The organism is Microbulbifer maximicatervae (SeqCode) (assembly GCF_052467305.1).
This window is the reverse complement of record NZ_CP174306.1, coordinates 2,730,117-2,747,963: the sequence shown is the minus strand read 5'-3', so window position 1 is coordinate 2,747,963 and position 17,847 is coordinate 2,730,117. Positions and strand designations below refer to the sequence as shown.

Sequence of the window (17,847 nt, the reverse complement as noted above, 5' to 3'; positions counted from 1 at the left end):
ATGCCTGGTTTTACACCGACCACTGTACCGGACCTAGCGGCCTGGCAGTTTGCTTATACCATCGACGACGGCCACAGTGCCGGTACGATTGTGCGAGCTGCAATTACGCAAAAGACCGAGCCCGCAAGCGCAGAAGCCCAAGCGGTAGCCGTGCTTAAGTGTGTGATTGCCGTGATTGATGATCAGAACAACGTGCAGACCGATGCCGCCGGAGATCCGATGGATAGAGTCTACGTAACAACGAAAACACTCACTACCGATGCGGGGCAGCCGGTCAATGTGGTTGATGAGGCAGCTGGCCTTGTTTCTGACTGTATTGGTGAAGTGGCCAACCGCCTGGCTGTGCATAGTTCGATTGCGGCGATGGCGATTCCGAGCGGTTGATACTAGTCGTTGTTTTCAGTACTGGAATGGGCGTACCGCCGGTGTGAAGTCCCGAATTATAGAGCCATGGCTTACATCTGCAGAAAGTTTCCCCCTAACTTATTGATTTAATTGCAGGTAAAATGTATTCAAGAGCGGGAAGTTGAGCCAGACGACTTGAGCCAGTGGCTCACTATATCTGGTTGCTATTTAGACAGCAGTTTATAACCTGCCGTAAATAAAGACTTTTTTGTGGAGCTTGAAGGCTCCATCCCAGAAATAGTGGCCAAATTGATAGCGAGCCACTGGCTCTTTAATAAACTGTTATGGTCACTAAGATGAGATCACTTGCTATCCTGATGGCTTTATATTGTTTTAGTTCATCGCTCTATGCAGAGGTATTTAACTGTCGTGGTGATAGCTCTAACGAAAGAAAGCTGGGTGACTTCGGGTCCATTGAATATGGTGAGCCAATTACCTTTGAAGCAATGCTCCAGTCTTCCCTAAAGAATTTGTCCAGAGAAGCTGAGCTGCTGTCTAGGGTTAAGCCTCTTCCCAACGAAGAAGAATCATATATTCATGATGCAATTGGTCTTCTCGAAGGCACGAATACGGTATATTCCTGCTTTGCACAGAAGCTTAAGCCCAAAGATATAATTCTAAACTTTAAAGAAAGCGGAGGCTCTGAAACCAGAGAGGGCTTCGTAATAATGCGTTCCAATAAACCAGTGGCCTATTTCTATGACACAGTTGTTAATATCTAGGCCGCCAACCATAACAAGGCCAGCCACAATCGCCCCTTCGGGGCTGGACCTCCGCACTGCGTGCTCCGGCCTGTGCTGGCGGCGTTAGTGCGTCAAGCTAAGCTTGATGCTTCTTGCAGGGTGGAAGTCCCTGTCGGGTAAGGCCTAACCAGCCACCTGTATCGAGTGTTGCGCGTAGGGCGGAACAGAAGGGAAAGAAAATATAATTATCTTTTTTTTTCAACTGTGAACAAACTATGTGAAGCGTACACAGAGAATTCTATAGGCCATAGGGATTATCGTGATCCTGAAGTGCTGGTATCGCTCCGATAATAAAGTGAGCTCCGATTGACGAGATGTGTAACGCCATCGAAGTCCAGGCAATGCAACCGTAATGGTAAGGTTGTTGCGGATCGGCGGGGTTATTAAGCCGTGGCATGTAGAAAGAGAAGTATTGAGAACTTGAGAGATCCGAGCAGGTTCCTGAAGGAGCAGGTAGAGACATTAAGCCTAATGGCGAAACCAACGAAGACCACTCGGAAGTCGGATCAGCTCATAGTAGTCCGAGAGCGGGAAAGCCGCTTACATGGCGAAGGGGCTGACAGTAATATCGGTGTGCAACAGAAACATAGTCCGGACAAAGTAGGGCTGGAGACACTATGACAACCGCCTTGCACGCCATCGCATTTAAAGCACAGAGCCACCCCAGACACAGGTTTCAGAATTTATACGGACTGCTAAATTCCAACCTGCTGTATCAAAGCTGGGGCCAGCTCAATAAGCAGGCCCGCCCCGGTATCGACGGAGTAACTACCGAAGTTTACCGGCAAAGACTGCCGCAAAATATTCAATGCCTACATCAACGGCTGTGTGACAAACGCTACCGCACCCAGGCGATTAAGCGGGTATTGATTCCCAAAGGCAACGGCAAGCAGCGCCCACTGGGGCTGCCTACGGTGGAAGACAAACTGGTGCAGCAGAGCGTAGCGCAGCTACTGCAAAGTATCTGGGAGCAGGATTTTCTGCCCTTCAGCTACGGTTACCGTCCCAGGAAAAGCGCCCACCAAGCCGTACACAGTCTTGGCTTAAATCTGCAATTCAAAGGCTACGGCTACATCGTTGAAGCCGATATTAAAGGCTTCTTTGATCAGCTGGATCACGACTGGTTACTGCGGATGCTAGCCCTTCGTATCGACGACAAAGCCCTGCTGACACTGATTAAGCAGTGGCTGAAAGTACGCGTGCAAACTCCAGATGGTAAGTTCAGTAAAGCGGCAGCAGGCACCCCGCAAGGAGGTGTGGTCAGTCCGGTACTGGCGAACATCTATCTGCACTACGTCCTGGATTTGTGGTTCGAGAAGAAAGTTAAGCCGCGTATGCGTGGCAGAGCCATGCTAATCCGGTACGCCGATGATTATGTAGTGGCTTTCCAATTGAAAACGGATGCAGAGCGCTTTTACCGGGTACTACCGCAACGGCTGAACAAGTTTGGCCTGCAGTTAGCCCCCGAGAAAACGCACCTGAAGCGCTTTAGCCGCTTCCATCCGGGCCGAAAACGGCAGTTCCAGTTTCTGGGTTTTGAGTTCTACTGGAGCTTGGACGTCAACAAACGCCCCAGGCTCAGGCGCCGGACTGCCGCACAGAAACAGAAGGGCGCAATGGAAGCGCTCTACCACTGGATCAAAGCCAAGCGCAGTGAGCGTCTGAGAGAATGGCTGCCCACACTGAAGCGCAAGCTACAGGGATTCCAGAACTACTTCGGTCTACCAGACAACAGTCGAAGCTTGTCCCGTTTGTACAGCTATGTTTTACACAGCATACACAAATGGCTCAACCGGCGGAGTCAGCGCAAGAGTTACAACTGGAATGGTCTAAAGCCACCGCGAGTATACAAACGCAGTATACTTGTGGACTGGTATTAGGGTTCGTGCTTTACACGAGCGAATATATTACTGAAGAGCCGGATGCGGTAGTTCCGCACGTCCGGATCTGCGTGGGGGCAGTTAGGGTAACCGGCTGTCCTACCACTACTGTGATAGAGCTATGAAGCGAGAAAAATCGATAATTGTAGCAGTGGTACTTCTACCGCTAATCTTAGTTCTTTTTCTATGTATCAAAAGCTCTGAAAATTGGAATGCATTTTCAGCTAATGGTGAGATTCAGAACTCGTATGTTACTTGGGCATCCGAAATTCAGTCGGGGAAATACACAAACGCGCAGATTGCGGAGAAATTTAAATCGCTTGCGGAAGCTGAGAAGAAAATATCAATTGGGGCTGAGTTGATTCAGTCAAGTTACTATTTCTGGAGTTTCGTGTTTGTGGGAATTGCAGTCCTTCAGCTCTTGGTCCTCTTTCGAGCGTTGGGCGCACATAACAATCACGGGCAGTGATGCTCCGGCCCTTAGGGCCTCCGCGGGGCGTTAGTACTTAGTGTTGCCCCAAATATATTAACCAAAACTTAGATGTAACATATGATTAATAAAATCCTAAATTTGATCGCTCTCGTTTCTATTACGGGCCTACTGTTCGCATGCGACGGCGGCGGCAGTAGCAGCAGTAACGGCGAAGACGCTCCTGATACAGTAGAGAAACCCCCTGAAATAGAAAGCTTTACCTCCTCCGAAATACTTTCAATTGCCCCCCCTTCTTTTGAGGTCGTTGTGCGATTCGCAAATAACGTGTCACGAGAAGACGCCGACAATATCAGAGTAAATGTTGTAGTGGCTACAGATGGAAGTGGTGATGTTATGGGGCAGGACTTTTCGCTCGTTTATAGTACGGGCTGTCGGCTTGTGATTGACTCTGAAATTTGCGGCCAAACAGAGTACTTCTTCAGGTATAGCTATGGGGATATTGTGGGTTGGTGTTGTACTATTGAAGGACGCGATCTTTCGTATGAGTTCACCAATGTGGAAGGGTATTTACAGTTGACTATGCTTTATCATGGAAGTTTCACCAAGAATACATATGATAACTTGGTGCGCGGCAATGTCTTAACAAATGTAGAGGCGGTTCTTTTTTCTGGGCGCGATAAGGAAACTGTTTTATCAAGGGATTACTACCCACAGGTGAATGAGTTTACTGATCAACTTGGGGAGCTGAATGATAATCTCCGTGACTATGATGGTTCTTCAGATTTGGTTGATATTCAAAGTATTACTATCACAAATTATTTGGCCCCTTAGCCCGTCAAAGGTACTAACAATCAGCGGCAGAGTGACAGCCAACGCTACGCACCTTTTGTGTTACTCGCTGGCGCTCAAGCATTAACACAAAAGGCGCTCCGCGCTGGCTGCGCCTGCGCTGGGCGTTACGTTTCAGAGATAAAAAATAGACTTATTTGGAGTTTTAGCTTGAGAGTTGTTTTATTTTACATATTGTTGACGTTAGTTTCAGGGTGCTCATCTACACTTTCGAACTTGAAAACATCATCAAAGCAAAGTCACTTCACGCTGCAAGAAGACCTCTATTACACTGAAACAAGAGGCCTTCTAGAGTACAAATGGCTTTTTGGGCTTAGGTCCGGGACATACTCTTTGGTAGCTGAGGATGATGATGGCTATTACTATATCGGCATCGGAGATACAGTATTAATTCTTTCCGAAGAGCGTGTAGAAGCTTATCTTGAGTCAGGCGAGGTGCCTTCATATGCTAAACGCTACGGCCCTCAATTCTCATCAGCAGGTGGTGAGGGCGGTTTATGGGTGCCAAAGAACGGACCTTTAGAAAAAGCTAAGATATTTTGGGTGCTTTATACTGATATGGATGATGCGGTAACTGTAGGTATGGGTGCTGGTGCTGCGTCCTCTGGTGGAGCAAGCGGAGTCCCTACAGTGGATGGGATGGTGGTTGGCATCGTAGTGACATCTGTAATTTCTTCAATGGCTAATGGAGCCCTCCAGTTTATAGAGCTACCTGACCAATCGTTAGATTTACAGAAGATAAATATCGTAGATACTCCGGCCTCACTAAAAACGTAACAAGGTGGTCAATTTCACTCCGGCCCTGGGGGCCTGCGCGGGACGGCTTGACAGCCGCCCCTTACCTCAGCGTTAAGAGTCATAATTGAAGGATCAATTTATGGGTGAGTTTATTAAAATAATGAATGTGTTTCATGCTCAGAAATTTGCGTGGCTCCCATTTACATTTCTTTGCCCGAGGCAGGGGAGCAGGTTTGGTGTTTCGCGCTTTATTGGTACAGTCATCCTAAATACTTCGTTCTTTGCTGCACTTTTAGTATTTTTGTTGTATTCCAGATTTGGCGATAGTGCTATGGATCACATGGGGTTTACAATTATGTGGATATACGCCTTGTTTGGTAGCTACTACTTATTTTTTTGCTTTTGTTGGGATAAGGAACATGGAGCCAATAACTCTTAACAATCCCAGGCTCACTACTATGGCCCTTCGGGCCTCCGCGGGACAGCCTACGCTGCGTGTGCTGTGGGCGTTAGGATTTTTTATGCCTAAAAAGATACAGAGAATAGGACTAAGGCACTATGGGGCTAAGACGGTTGAGTTAAATGATTCCGTAGATTGGGAGTCAGTGGTAACCGAAATTTTCATCGGTTTTCTGCTTGGAGTCTTCGCTTATATGGGGTATGTAGGTGGAATTCTATTGCTCTTTGTCCCGTGCTTCATCGGATCAGTTATATGCTTTTACGCAGTGCTAAGAAGTGCTGTGTTGTGTTTCAGTAAAAAATCGAAAAAGAAGCGTGCTGATGGCCCAAAACCATAACAAGCGGTTCAAGTACGCAGGCTGCGCCTGCCGGATTCGCTGTTGAGCAGCTCGCCGCTTAGCCGGCCGTTAAATACATTATGAAATGTCCAAGAGATAATAACATTCTAACTTCAAAGCAAGGCTTTCATGGTTGTAATTCATGCCATGGAATATTTGTACCTATTGATAGTATACCTACTCTTAAAGAAGCAAAAATTGAAAAAATAACAAAGCTTCCGCTCTCAAATTTCAACTGTTTAAAATGCCAATCACAAATACACATTCTTATGCACAAAGGAATGGAGATAGACATATGTTCTTCATGTAAGTCCATTTGGCTAGACAGAGATGAAAAAGACTTACTTAAAGAAGAATCATCGTGGTGGGATATTGATCCTATTTCAGGATTCATAGACTTTTTACCAAGTAACAAATCTACTTCAAGTTGCGATACAGGCGGCGGCCTAGAGATTCTTGGTGAAATTATAGGTAGTCTATTAGATGGTCTGTAGGTCTTTAACAAGTCAATCAACTTCGCTCCAGCCCTACGGGCTTCCGCAGGACTGCCTACACTTTGCGCCATTTTATTACAAAAGTCACAAAGTCCATTCAGCCTGTTATTGAGGCGTTAGTGCGTCAAGCTAAGCTTGATGCTTCTTGCAGGGTGGAAGTCCCTGTCGGGTAAGGCCTAACCAGCCACCTGTATCGAGTGTTGCGCGTAGGGCGGAACAGAAGGGAAAGAAAATATAATTATCTTTTTTTTTTCAACTGTGAACAAACTATGTGAAGCGTACACAGAGAATTCTATAGGCCATAGGGATTATCGTGATCCTGAAGTGCTGGTATCGCTCCGATAATAAAGTGAGCTCCGATTGACGAGATGTGTAACGCCATCGAAGTCCAGGCAATGCAACCGTAATGGTAAGGTTGTTGCGGATCGGCGGGGTTATTAAGCCGTGGCATGTAGAAAGAGAAGTATTGAGAACTTGAGAGATCCGAGCAGGTTCCTGAAGGAGCAGGTAGAGACGTTAAGCCTAATGGCGAAACCAACGAAGACCACTCGGAAGTCGGATCAGCTCATAGTAGTCCGAGAGCGGGAAAGCCGCTTACATGGCGAAGGGGCTGACAGTAATATCGGTGTGCAACAGAAACATAGTCCGGACAAAGTAGGGCTGGAGACACTATGACAACCGCCTTGCACGCCATCGCATTTAAAGCACAGAGCCACCCCAGACACAGGTTTCAGAATTTATACGGACTGCTAAATTCCAACCTGCTGTATCAAAGCTGGGGCCAGCTCAATAAGCAGGCCCGCCCCGGTATCGACGGAGTAACTACCGAAGTTTACCGGCAAAGACTGCCGCAAAATATTCAATGCCTACATCAACGGCTGTGTGACAAACGCTACCGCACCCAGGCGATTAAGCGGGTATTGATTCCCAAAGGCAACGGCAAGCAGCGCCCACTGGGGCTGCCTACGGTGGAAGACAAACTGGTGCAGCAGAGCGTAGCGCAGCTACTGCAAAGTATCTGGGAGCAGGATTTTCTGCCCTTCAGCTACGGTTACCGTCCCAGGAAAAGCGCCCACCAAGCCGTACACAGTCTTGGCTTAAATCTGCAATTCAAAGGCTACGGCTACATCGTTGAAGCCGATATTAAAGGCTTCTTTGATCAGCTGGATCACGACTGGTTACTGCGGATGCTAGCCCTTCGTATCGACGACAAAGCCCTGCTGACACTGATTAAGCAGTGGCTGAAAGTACGCGTGCAAACTCCAGATGGTAAGTTCAGTAAAGCGGCAGCAGGCACCCCGCAAGGAGGTGTGGTCAGTCCGGTACTGGCGAACATCTATCTGCACTACGTCCTGGATTTGTGGTTCGAGAAGAAAGTTAAGCCGCGTATGCGTGGCAGAGCCATGCTAATCCGGTACGCCGATGATTATGTAGTGGCTTTCCAATTGAAAACGGATGCAGAGCGCTTTTACCGGGTACTACCGCAACGGCTGAACAAGTTTGGCCTGCAGTTAGCCCCCGAGAAAACGCACCTGAAGCGCTTTAGCCGCTTCCATCCGGGCCGAAAACGGCAGTTCCAGTTTCTGGGTTTTGAGTTCTACTGGAGCTTGGACGTCAACAAACGCCCCAGGCTCAGGCGCCGGACTGCCGCACAGAAACAGAAGGGCGCAATGGAAGCGCTCTACCACTGGATCAAAGCCAAGCGCAGTGAGCGTCTGAGAGAATGGCTGCCCACACTGAAGCGCAAGCTACAGGGGTTCCAGAACTACTTCGGTCTACCAGACAACAGTCGAAGCTTGTCCCGTTTGTACAGCTATGTTTTACACAGCATACACAAATGGCTCAACCGGCGGAGTCAGCGCAAGAGTTACAACTGGAATGGTCTAAAGGAAATGCTGGGATATTTTGGGCTAAAGCCACCGCGAGTATACAAACGCAGTATACTTGTGGACTGGTATTAGGGTTCGTGCTTTACACGAGCGAATATATTACTGAAGAGCCGGATGCGGTAGTTCCGCACGTCCGGATCTGCGTGGGGGCAGTTAGGGTAACCGGCTGTCCTACCACTACTGCGCCGTAAAAGTATATACGAGCAGTAATGAGCAAAATCTATATCTACGTACTCACAACAGAAACGTTTCCTGATAAGCAAGCGTACTTTGATGCATCTTCAGAGACTGAATATTTCTATGTAGGTAGAACGGAGAACCCTGAGCGTAGAAAAATGCAGCATGAAGGGGAAGCTAGAAGAGGATCTAGCTATCCATATCATGAAAAAATAAGAAATCTCAAGGAAGGATGGGATTTAGAAGTATTGGAGGTTGTTGATAAACAGTTAGCTTCTGATCATGAGGAGTACCACATGATAAGGCTTACTTGTGAAGGCCACCCATTGCTAAATATAAAACGTGGTGATCGAATAAAAAGGGCGTCAGTAGATATATTCGAGAGTTTCAAGCGAAGCGGCATAGAAAATTCAACCGACTACTCCAATGTAATGTCTATTGCCAGAGAGAATAGGATACGTCTTCGCGAGTCCAGACAAATAATGAAGCGCCTAAAACACGTAAAGTATGATTCTGAGACAGAAACTCATCACTATGTCCTCGATGGAGTAGTACATACTACCGGAAAATATGTATCGAAAAAAGAACTCATAGAATCACTATGTCCAAGTATTGATAAAAAATTTCAAGATCTTCTTAAAAGAGTAGAGTCGTTTCAAAAAGAACGTAAAGCAGACTAGGTATGAAATGTATGAAAAAGTGCGGCAGGCTGACGTCCTACTCTATGCAGATTTTATGTGGTTGTTACGCTCCTATTTTTGCACAAAAACTTCACAGGGTAGACCGCAATAGCGAACGGCTTTCGGACTGTTGAAAAACTAATGTATGTATTTGCCCTCTCAAATAAGATCGAATATCAACCATAAATGATGATTTTACGTGAATTCTGGTTTAGCTTTCACTCATGAGTGGGCTGCTTTTCACGTAGAAGCACAATACGAAAGAGGGATGAGCTTTTTTACCCCCTCGTTAGGTGCATTTATGTTAAAGGCAACTAAGGTGTTTTACGCTATCAGCTTCGCTCTGAGTTTGCTGGTTACGGTATTTTTCTCAGTTATTTGGTGGAAGTGGCATCAAATGCCATACAACGAAACCGGTAGATATTGGGATGGGTTCGTTGTTTGGCATGAACAAGCGGTGGGAGTCTATGCAGGTTGCGCGATAGTTTCATTGGTTGTTACTGTTGCTATGGCAATTATCTATCGTAAGGTAGGGCGCAGTGAAAATACCTAACTAAACAAAGGTTGCGAAGGCAGCAAGTGTCGCAGCGCTGCTTTGGACGTTATCGCAAGCCCTTCTGGAGTTGGTAGCTACTCTCAATCACTCGGTGAATAAGTCGGCGAAACTCCTGTGGCAATTTTGTATATAGTCGGGCTGTTAGCAATGGAAAGGGAACCTACGCAAAGTGGTATAGGTTCTCAATCTCACACACTTCCGCCAAAGTAACCCTCACTAGCTCACACCATAATGGCAGTAAGTCCGTAGGCATTCGTTGCAAATCCGTTTCCATTTTCGATATTTGAGATGTCACAAGCCCCATGTCCAACGGATGACATACGGCTAATAGTGCAGCTGGCAAGGCGTGTGATTTCAGAATTGTTTCAGCAGGGGCGAAAATTCCTGAAAGCCGGGGTAGGGCTGATAGAGCTTACCCTCGCTCGTTGGGGCAAGGTGATATATTAGCCGCTGGCCAGCCAATACGATCAGACGAGACCATGTAGGCCATCGATAAGATTAATCAGAAATTTGGTCGAGATATCTTGTTCTAGGTGCTGAAAGTATCAACAAGATGCGGTAATAGCATTGCTCTTTAGCTTATACAACACAGCGGGATCAGTCGCCAGAGATTGCAGTCTAGGTTCTGTGTAAATATACAGTTTGTGAGTGTGGCAAAAATTGAGAGGCTGAGTGATTTCGGGGTTTATGAGAGGTGCGAGCCGCCGTACCAATTACACATGGATGATTGTAACTATATGATTATTATAAGGTTATACATTTGATTGTGGCTCCTGAGGTCGCGGGTTCGATCCCCGTCGGCCACCCCAGGTTCCTCCTTGTTTATTAAGGGCTTACAAACTTACCTATGCGATTTTTTTCGTTTCTGTTTCGGTGTGGCAATTTGGGCCTTAATCTATATTAAAGCTTTGTTTCTCGGTGTCCCGTTAAAAAGATTCAAATATTAGTTAGGTGGGTGTACTGGAGCCGATCATAGAGCTTTTGGGTACGGTGGTAGGCAGTGAAGAGTAGCAGATAGAATTTGTTGTCAAGAGAGAGGCTGGGAAGAAGCTCAACTGATCCTACTCCCTTTTGTCATACGATATGAAGACTTTTATGAGTAGCTTGGAAGCAAGCTGGTTATCCAACTTCAGAAAGAAATTTCTAATCGCTGTTCCTATACTACTTTCGCGCCAAGACCTGAACTTGTGGCTCGGTGAGGGTGAGTCCCTTCTCCATCTTAGCTCCAAGCTCTTTAATCTCAGTTTGAAATCTTTTAGTCTGATCTTACCCAAATGCTTCGAACGCCACGAGGACACACAAGTGAACAGCGTTTACGCAGTTCACTGATGACTGGAATCTGTCGATGGGTAGGCTCCTAGAGGAGGGCATAAGTCAAGGCTGTTTTTTAACGGCTGTGTCAATATGGTTCTTACGGTTGGATACCCATCGATTATTCTCAAGATGGGCGTCTACGTCGCGAATTGAAACGGTCTCCAAGGTGTCTCTCGATACATTCTGAATCATATCAGCTTTGGATATATTGCCCAGTTCTTTTACTGGATTGAGCTTCATATTTTTTGTTTGATAATGCGATTATTAGTATGGATCATCGGGCTTATCTTTGGTTTTAGGTCTAGGTTCTTGCAGCTAAACTGGTAAACACCTCCTTTTCATAGGGTGTTTCAGATTAAGATTGAGCTAGTCCATTTAAGTGGTTTTTTTATGGAATTTCCGTTTCGCAGAGATACACCTATGGCCTGTATAATTTTACTACTAGCGCTATAAATTTTGTAGGTTGGGATACTCTTGTGTCGAAGCTACCCTTCAGGAGCATATAAGTAGCTTTAAGAATAGAGTAATTTCTTCTTTATACTTGCTGCTATTGGTAATTGATACCCGTAGAGTTGATAGTGCCCAGGCATTGTTGGAAAGTAAGAATCTCTCTATTTACTGAATAGCCACATAGGTGTCTGCTATTCGGTACTGCTAATAAATGTGTGAGGCTTGCGAGCCTGCTTTACGCGGGCTCACAAGCTGGCTGAATACTATTTAACAAAACTCAGTTACAGCCTTCACCATTGATTTAGCAGATTGCTTTGGGCAGTCATTGATTTTATTCTCAACCACATTTTCATCGATAATATTAAAAATTCTTGCCTTATTAGTTCTCTTGTCGAATATCTGTGCCCAGTGAGTAAATGGGTCAGTTTTGGCAATTTGTTCTATCTCTTTATAGGCGTCCTCCTCATTGTGAAATGATCGCTTGAAATCCTTTATTCCACCCATAAGTAGGTTATAAGTACCGGTAAATAATGCGTATCTTTCCATGGGATTCTCCAAATTTATAAATCTGGGCTCCGAGTCGGTAGCCTTGGGCAGTTGCTGTCGGCTAAATACGCCGAAGCGCGGTTGGCTAATTTCCCGGCTAGAAGTATGTTTTATCTTTTATAAAACCTACATACTAACCATGCACTCTAATTTAACCCTTTTGTTTATGTATAGAAGCTTAACCAGTACATGCATTTGCATTTTGAGGAGAGTTTTTGTCGTGATCTGCAACATGTTTGCGCAAGAATAATAGGTCTAAATTGCTCTAGGCTTTATATTGTTCGATATAATTTTATTTTTGCTTGCCTCAATAGATGAAGGGGGAGGATTTTCAGGTCCTCTCGACCGCTCTTAACCTTCCTGGCTTGATCTAAATGTTTTTTTTAGCTTAAAGGATAGAATTTCCAACTCAGAAGCTTGATCGATATGTCCTTAATTGATAATGGAGGCTTTGTTTAATTAATGAATTTGGTGGCGATATTTTATAGATTTGTGCATTAGTACTTAATATTTTAATGTATGATATTGCTTAAAATAGATGGGTGCATTTAGAGTGGGTTATCAATCAGATTTAAGTACTTTAATGGTTGATTCTTTGGTTGGGTATACGTGAACAAAAAGAGCCTTGAAGGCTGTAAGAGTTACTTTTGTATCTCTTATATAGTTTATATAGTTTATATAGTTTAAATAGGTTAAATGAGTCAATTCGTGCTTTGTATCTTAGGGAAATAGTATGCCTAATACTATTTCTCTGTAGTATCTATTTTGGATTGGCTTTTGTTTGTGTCTGAGCAATAGTTCTTCTCTTAAAACATAGGAAACTTCTAAATGAACAACGCGCTCAAGATCGTTACTTGTCTGGTTTTATCAATGATGGCTTATAATAGGGTTTTGGCTATTGATATCCTTGCTCACAGAGGAGCTTCTGGTGAGTATCCTCAAAGTACCATCCTGGCTTTTGATATGGCATTGGAGCAGGGGGCTGATATTCTAGAGTTGGACATACATTTGTCGAAAGATCAGTTCATTATTATCAATCACGATGCAGATCTTAAAAAAATGTAGGTGTCTCGGATAAAATAGAAGATTTGACTTTGGTGGAAATAAAAGCATTGGATGCTGGGCATGAGTTTACCCTAGATAATGGCGACAGTTACCCATTCCGAAACCAAGGGCTCGTCCTCTTAACATTAAATGAGCTATTTGAGAGCTACCCTAATGCCATATTTAACATTGAAATTAAACCAAATGATAAGGTCTTATCAGAAATACTGTGGCAAGTAATTGTTGACTACAGAATGGAGCGGCAAGTTACTGTGGCGAGCCAGCACAGTAAAGCCATGGGACATTTTCGTGATATCAGTGGGGGAGAGGTTAGAACAAGCGCAACAATCGGTGAACTTATAGAGGCCAGTCTAGCCTGGAGTTCGGGCTTTGGATGGGCTTTCAAGCCGGACTTTGAAGTTGCCCAACTGCCATACAGTATTACGACTAAGCCCTATGTTCACTTTTTTCAGAGTAAAGGCGTGGCCGTCGACCTCTGGACAGTTAACGATATAGATGACATTGAGCGCAGTATATCCCTAGGCGTAGATGGGATTATTGGTGATTTCCCTGGGCGAGTTTATCAACTACTTGAGAGTGCTGGGGAACGGTAATTTTTCTCGATGCGGGTCAGAATTGCCGAGTACAAAAATTTTCTTGTAAAAGAATAATGAAGTTAGTGTTAACTTGATAATTTCAGCCTTAAAAAGTCAGTGCTTTATTGGCTTTTTAAGGTTCTAGGAGACGGTGATATCGATCTTTAATGGGCAAAAGTAGTATACAAAGAGTTTGTGTTTAGCCTGGAGGCAAAAATCTACATACTTCATTGAGCCTTCCGAAGCTTCAGGTTCAATAATTAGAGAGGGTTGGGAAAGGCCTAGCTGCAATCTATTCTGGCTTACAGAAAAGAGCTGTTGGGTGGTGTGCTCTGGTACCTACAGGCCCCCACTTTCTGATACTTTCATTGCTAGTCGATAATTCGGTATTGGGTTTTCTATATGCAATCCGTAGGTGAGACTGTAATTGTTCCACCTTTAGAAGCTAGCGTTCCCTACGGGCTGCTGTGTCAATTCCTAGAGTTAGCCCACTGACGATAACATTGTTTCTAGCAGTAATATGGCTGGCTATTTTTTGGTCTAATTCCATTTTTGTCGTATCTATGGATCCAATTATTGCAATGCCAAGCTACTTAAGTAAGCCAATATTACTGCGCGCATAAACAGTTAAGAGGGGATTTGGGAGTATCTTCTAGTCCATAGGGATATTTGTAATTACCTTGTTGAATCTTTGCTACTTCCATTCTGCAGACTAAAAGAACCCTTTTACTTTCTAGTATGTCAAATTAAGTCGGAGACAGTTTACAAAGAGTTATAGCCGTTACACATGAGGCTTTCATATCAGGTTTCTTTCGGCCTTTGAGTGATACGGCGCTTTGTAATGCAAATCCTGTTGGAGAAACAATTGGCTTCTGAAATGAAGCTTTGTTTGGGTGCAGGGCTGGGAATGTAATGTCATAGTTTCCTTAAGTTATACAATCAGCTCTAGGGGCGAGACTTGTTGAAAGCGATGAGTTGACAGTTTGAAAATAACAGAAAGCCCTGTAATTGATGTCTTCTGGTAATGGATTCTTTGTGAGATAGGTTTGTGCCAAAATAGAAGAGAGCTAGGGCTGTAAATGAGATGTTATTAGGTATACATTTTTCTGAAGTTGAAAGTTCTTCTATTGATATCATCTGCGTGGCTAAAGGTGTCCATCGTATAGTAATAAATTTTTGCTTGCGACGCAGATGTGTCCTATCCGTTTGTTGCTTATATCTTCTCGGTCTTTAATTTTTTTAGAACTTGCAGGAAGTTTAGTCAAGAAAATGATAACTTCTGGCCTCCTATGGTTGTTTGAGAGTTGTGCCGTAATCGAGGCTTTAGTCCGTTCGGGTTGAATAGATGACAGGTGGTATTAGGTTGATTTTTTAATTTTTCCTCTTTGTGCTTCGAACTCTTTTCATTTAAGCTGTGGTGGAATCGGTGCTCGATAAATTCAGTTGTTATTAGCCAAATATACTGGAGGGGAATATGTACAATACTATCCTTTGCGCTATAGAAGCGTCTCAAGAAGGGAGGTATGTGTTGTCTAAAGCGGTAGAATTATCTAAGAAATTTGATAGCAAGCTAGTAGTTTTGAATGTACTCCCTTATAGCTTCCTGCCCAAGGATTATCAAAAAGAGCTGAAAGAGAGTGCAATTCCGAAGTTTGAGGAGATTACGGAAGACTTTGGGGTTAGCAAGAGAAATCGGGCCCTTAAAGTGGGAAAGCCTTATGAGGTTATCTGTAAGGAAGCTGAAAAAAGGAAGGTGGATCTGATAGTTCTGGGAACTCACTCCAAGAAAGGTTTGAGCTCCCTGATTGGTTCTACCGCTAATAGCATAGTGAACTATGCACATTGTGATGTAACTTTGGTTCGAATCTAAGTTATAGGGACATAGTCGACTCAAAGTTTGCCTTCTATTCGTTCATTATTTGTGATGACGCTTTTTGTAGGCCGGGCAACCGGAGTTTGCCCTGCCTACTTTGATTGTTGCTGTTTAATTGGAAGTAGCTTGGGCTGGGTAATCTGGTTCCTCGCCCTTGACTTCATTGTCTTCTGAGGCAGGAGCGTTACGCAGCACCAAAAAGCCAGCTGTCCCAGCGATAACCGATGCTAACAGAATGCCGGCCTTCGCCTGAATAAGCAGTTCATTTTGTGAGCTAAATGCTAGTTCGGCAATAAAAATGGACATGGTGAACCCAATACCTGCGAGCAATGCTACACCGACAATATGTTGGAAATTCGCCGCTTTGGGTAATTGGCCCCAACCTAGCTTCCAACCTACCCAAGTGGCCCCTACAATCCCAAGCAACTTACCGACCACCAAGCCAAAGATTACTCCGAGAGTGACCGGGTTGAGTACCGCTTCGGAGCTGCTGAAGCTGTCGACCGGAATTCCCGCGTTAGCTAGTGCAAAGATAGGTATCACTACAAACCCGACCGGAATATGCAGGCGAGTCTCCATGCGTTGTAGTGGAGATTGGGCCAAATTCACGCCATTACCCAAGCCCATTACGCGAGCTCGTAAATCGTCGTTAGCGATAATCTTGTCACCTGGGCGGAAGCAGCGGTCAAAACTGCGAATGATATCTTTTACGAAGGTGCTAAATGCTACAGGATCGTATTTTGGCTTGGCAGGTAATGCCATAGCGGTAATGACACCAGCGAGAGTAGCGTGGACACCGGCTGAATGAAGTCCGTACCACAATAGACCTCCAACAAAGACATAGGCTGCGGATCGGCGAATACCCGCAGCATTGAGCAGCCCGAGCACAACAACCAGGCCACCTGATGCGATGAGCGCTGTCATGTTTACTTGCTCTGTGTACCAGATGGCAATAACGAGAATTGCCCCTAAGTCATCTACGATCGCCAGTGCGACCAAAAAGGTCACTACTGCTCGTGGTACACGGTTGCCTAGTAGTGCAATACAGCCTACCGCAAAGGCAATGTCTGTTGCCATCGGGATACCCCAGCCTGGACCGCCTTCGGTACCTAAATTAAGGGAGCTGTATAGTAGGGCTGGCACTACCATGCCGCCGATAGCGGCCATCACAGGTAGTACTGCCTGACGGAGATCTGAGAGTTCTCCCACAAGAAACTCTCGTTTTAATTCCAAGCCGACTAGAAAGAAAAAGATGGCCATTAGGCCGTCATTGATCCAGTGATGTAGGGAAAGGGAAAATGTCCAGTCTCCTGCACCTACCGCAATAGGCATATGAAGTAGATGCTTGTAAGCCTCTTGTAGAGGAGAGTTAGCAACAATCAGAGCGATAAGCGCAGAGAGCATTAGCAATATACCACTGCTGCTTTGGCGATGAATAAATTCTTCAAAAGGAGTAACCAGGCGACCAAATGCCTCTTCTAGCGGGGCTTCAAAAATTTTTCCTTTGCGAATTTTAAATCTATTTAAAACCCCTTTACTCATCGTTGAGCATCCTCCTTTACTGGCTATAGACCCTAAGAAATATAGGGCTGTTTTTTCTCGATTCAGGCCCACAGATTACCATGGAACTTGTATTTTTAACTAGATTAAAGCGCGTCACTCGGTAGCCGGCCACAAATATGATGAATGAGAAAACCTGCGCAGTTGTCGGGGGTTTATTCGCGTCGTGTGAAAAATTTGAGGGTGTCGATGACTTGAAATTAAATGATGCTTTTTATCGGCAGGTGACAAGTTTAATCTCATACAATTTTATTGTATTCGGGTTGTAAGGAATAATAGTTTTTTGTGTTAACTGTAATAACCAATTGTCTATGGATTTGAATGGTCTACTTTAGTTTGCCTAGCTAGTCCAAATGGGTAGTGATGCTCCTAAGTTTCTTTGCTTGAGGTTAAGGAGGGTAGCATTGCAAAGGAGCCTCCTTGCCAAGTTTTCCTACCTGTTTTTGGCTCCTCAACTGATGATGATTCAACGGCATATTGTTCATTGGAGCGAGTAAAAGGAGCTTACATCTCCGGTGAGAATTTATAGGTTTACAAAATATGTAGATGGGTATTGGTTGCGAGCGTTTGTGACTAGTGATACTTCTTACTCCATTCTTTATCTCACTCAATAGCTAATAGTAGTACCTAGTTATAGATGGATTAGTGTAACAATCTGGTGTCCCACTCAGCCTTCGCGTAACGAAGGGATGGTAGTGGCAGAATGGTTTAAATGATACTGCCTGCAGTAGTACCACTGGAGCAGATTCCAAGCAAAAAAGTCCTGGCTATAGGGTTATTTTGCCCATTCGGCCCCACTATTAGAACAATGCCACTTTGCTGC

The 17,847-nt window shown here is 44.8% G+C and carries 15 protein-coding genes and 1 pseudogene; 12 read left to right on the top strand and 4 right to left on the bottom strand.

What is annotated here, in order from left to right:
• The 9 genes from ACJJI4_RS12030 (at nucleotide 1) to ACJJI4_RS11990 (ending at nucleotide 9,638) form a co-directional block, all read left to right on the top strand.
• Nucleotides 1-384, top strand: coding sequence for a hypothetical protein (locus ACJJI4_RS12030; protein WP_444925288.1), 384 nt, complete (start codon nucleotides 1-3; stop codon nucleotides 382-384).
• A gap of 317 nt (nucleotides 385-701) precedes the next feature.
• Nucleotides 702-1,127, top strand: coding sequence for a hypothetical protein (locus ACJJI4_RS12025; RefSeq protein ID WP_444925287.1), 426 nt, complete (start codon nucleotides 702-704; stop codon nucleotides 1,125-1,127).
• Nucleotides 1,128-1,765: 638 nt separating this feature from the next.
• Nucleotides 1,766-3,028, top strand: a complete 1,263-nt coding sequence (gene ltrA / locus ACJJI4_RS12020; RefSeq protein ID WP_444925286.1) for a group II intron reverse transcriptase/maturase — start codon at nucleotides 1,766-1,768, stop codon at nucleotides 3,026-3,028.
• Between the two features lie 550 nt (nucleotides 3,029-3,578).
• Nucleotides 3,579-4,292 carry a hypothetical protein gene (locus ACJJI4_RS12015; RefSeq protein ID WP_444925285.1) on the top strand — a complete coding sequence of 238 codons (714 nt, stop codon included), beginning with the start codon at nucleotides 3,579-3,581 and terminating at the stop codon, nucleotides 4,290-4,292.
• A 168-nt stretch (nucleotides 4,293-4,460) separates the two neighbouring features.
• Nucleotides 4,461-5,087 (top strand): hypothetical protein, encoded by a 627-nt coding sequence (locus ACJJI4_RS12010; protein ID WP_444925284.1) that lies wholly within the window; start codon nucleotides 4,461-4,463, stop codon nucleotides 5,085-5,087.
• A gap of 838 nt (nucleotides 5,088-5,925) precedes the next feature.
• On the top strand, nucleotides 5,926-6,339 hold the full coding sequence (locus ACJJI4_RS12005) for a zf-TFIIB domain-containing protein (protein ID WP_444925283.1): 414 nt from the start codon (nucleotides 5,926-5,928) through the stop codon (nucleotides 6,337-6,339).
• 671 nt (nucleotides 6,340-7,010) lie between these two features.
• Nucleotides 7,011-8,300, top strand: a complete 1,290-nt coding sequence (gene ltrA / locus ACJJI4_RS12000; RefSeq protein ID WP_444925282.1) for a group II intron reverse transcriptase/maturase — start codon at nucleotides 7,011-7,013, stop codon at nucleotides 8,298-8,300.
• Between the two features lie 137 nt (nucleotides 8,301-8,437).
• Entirely contained in the window at nucleotides 8,438-9,085 is a 648-nt protein-coding gene (locus ACJJI4_RS11995; RefSeq protein ID WP_444925281.1) for a GIY-YIG nuclease family protein, read from the top strand.
• Between the two features lie 301 nt (nucleotides 9,086-9,386).
• A complete protein-coding gene (locus ACJJI4_RS11990) occupies nucleotides 9,387-9,638 on the top strand; it encodes a hypothetical protein (protein WP_444925280.1) in 252 nt (83 codons plus the stop codon).
• 1,377 nt (nucleotides 9,639-11,015) lie between these two features.
• On the opposite strand, the gene ACJJI4_RS11985 is transcribed toward ACJJI4_RS11990, so the two are convergent.
• Nucleotides 11,016-11,195, bottom strand: coding sequence for a hypothetical protein (locus ACJJI4_RS11985; RefSeq protein WP_444925279.1), 180 nt, complete (start codon nucleotides 11,193-11,195; stop codon nucleotides 11,016-11,018).
• Between the two features lie 477 nt (nucleotides 11,196-11,672).
• The gene (locus ACJJI4_RS11980) at nucleotides 11,673-11,951 is read right to left on the bottom strand and encodes a hypothetical protein (RefSeq protein ID WP_444925278.1); all 279 of its coding nucleotides are present in this window, start codon (nucleotides 11,949-11,951) and stop codon (nucleotides 11,673-11,675) included.
• An 828-nt stretch (nucleotides 11,952-12,779) separates the two neighbouring features.
• Here ACJJI4_RS11980 and ACJJI4_RS11975 point away from each other — a divergent pair.
• Both ACJJI4_RS11975 and ACJJI4_RS11970 read left to right on the top strand, forming a co-directional pair.
• Nucleotides 12,780-13,016: a glycerophosphodiester phosphodiesterase family protein gene (locus tag ACJJI4_RS11975; RefSeq protein ID WP_444925277.1), complete on the top strand. Its 237-nt coding sequence runs from the start codon at nucleotides 12,780-12,782 to the stop codon at nucleotides 13,014-13,016.
• A gap of 11 nt (nucleotides 13,017-13,027) precedes the next feature.
• A pseudogene (locus tag ACJJI4_RS11970) lies at nucleotides 13,028-13,609 on the top strand (glycerophosphodiester phosphodiesterase family protein); the annotation flags it as partial.
• 427 nt (nucleotides 13,610-14,036) lie between these two features.
• On the opposite strand, the gene ACJJI4_RS24105 reads toward ACJJI4_RS11970, so the two are convergent.
• Nucleotides 14,037-14,165, bottom strand: coding sequence for a hypothetical protein (locus tag ACJJI4_RS24105; protein WP_507019041.1), 129 nt, complete (start codon nucleotides 14,163-14,165; stop codon nucleotides 14,037-14,039).
• A gap of 900 nt (nucleotides 14,166-15,065) precedes the next feature.
• On the opposite strand from ACJJI4_RS24105, the gene ACJJI4_RS11965 reads away from it, so the two are divergent.
• On the top strand, nucleotides 15,066-15,461 hold the full coding sequence (locus tag ACJJI4_RS11965) for a universal stress protein (protein ID WP_413662467.1): 396 nt from the start codon (nucleotides 15,066-15,068) through the stop codon (nucleotides 15,459-15,461).
• Between the two features lie 114 nt (nucleotides 15,462-15,575).
• Here the strand turns inward: ACJJI4_RS11965 and nhaA are convergent, their stop codons facing one another.
• Nucleotides 15,576-17,006, bottom strand: a complete 1,431-nt coding sequence (nhaA, locus tag ACJJI4_RS11960; protein WP_444914153.1) for a Na+/H+ antiporter NhaA — start codon at nucleotides 17,004-17,006, stop codon at nucleotides 15,576-15,578.
• Nucleotides 17,007-17,847 lie beyond the last annotated feature (841 nt).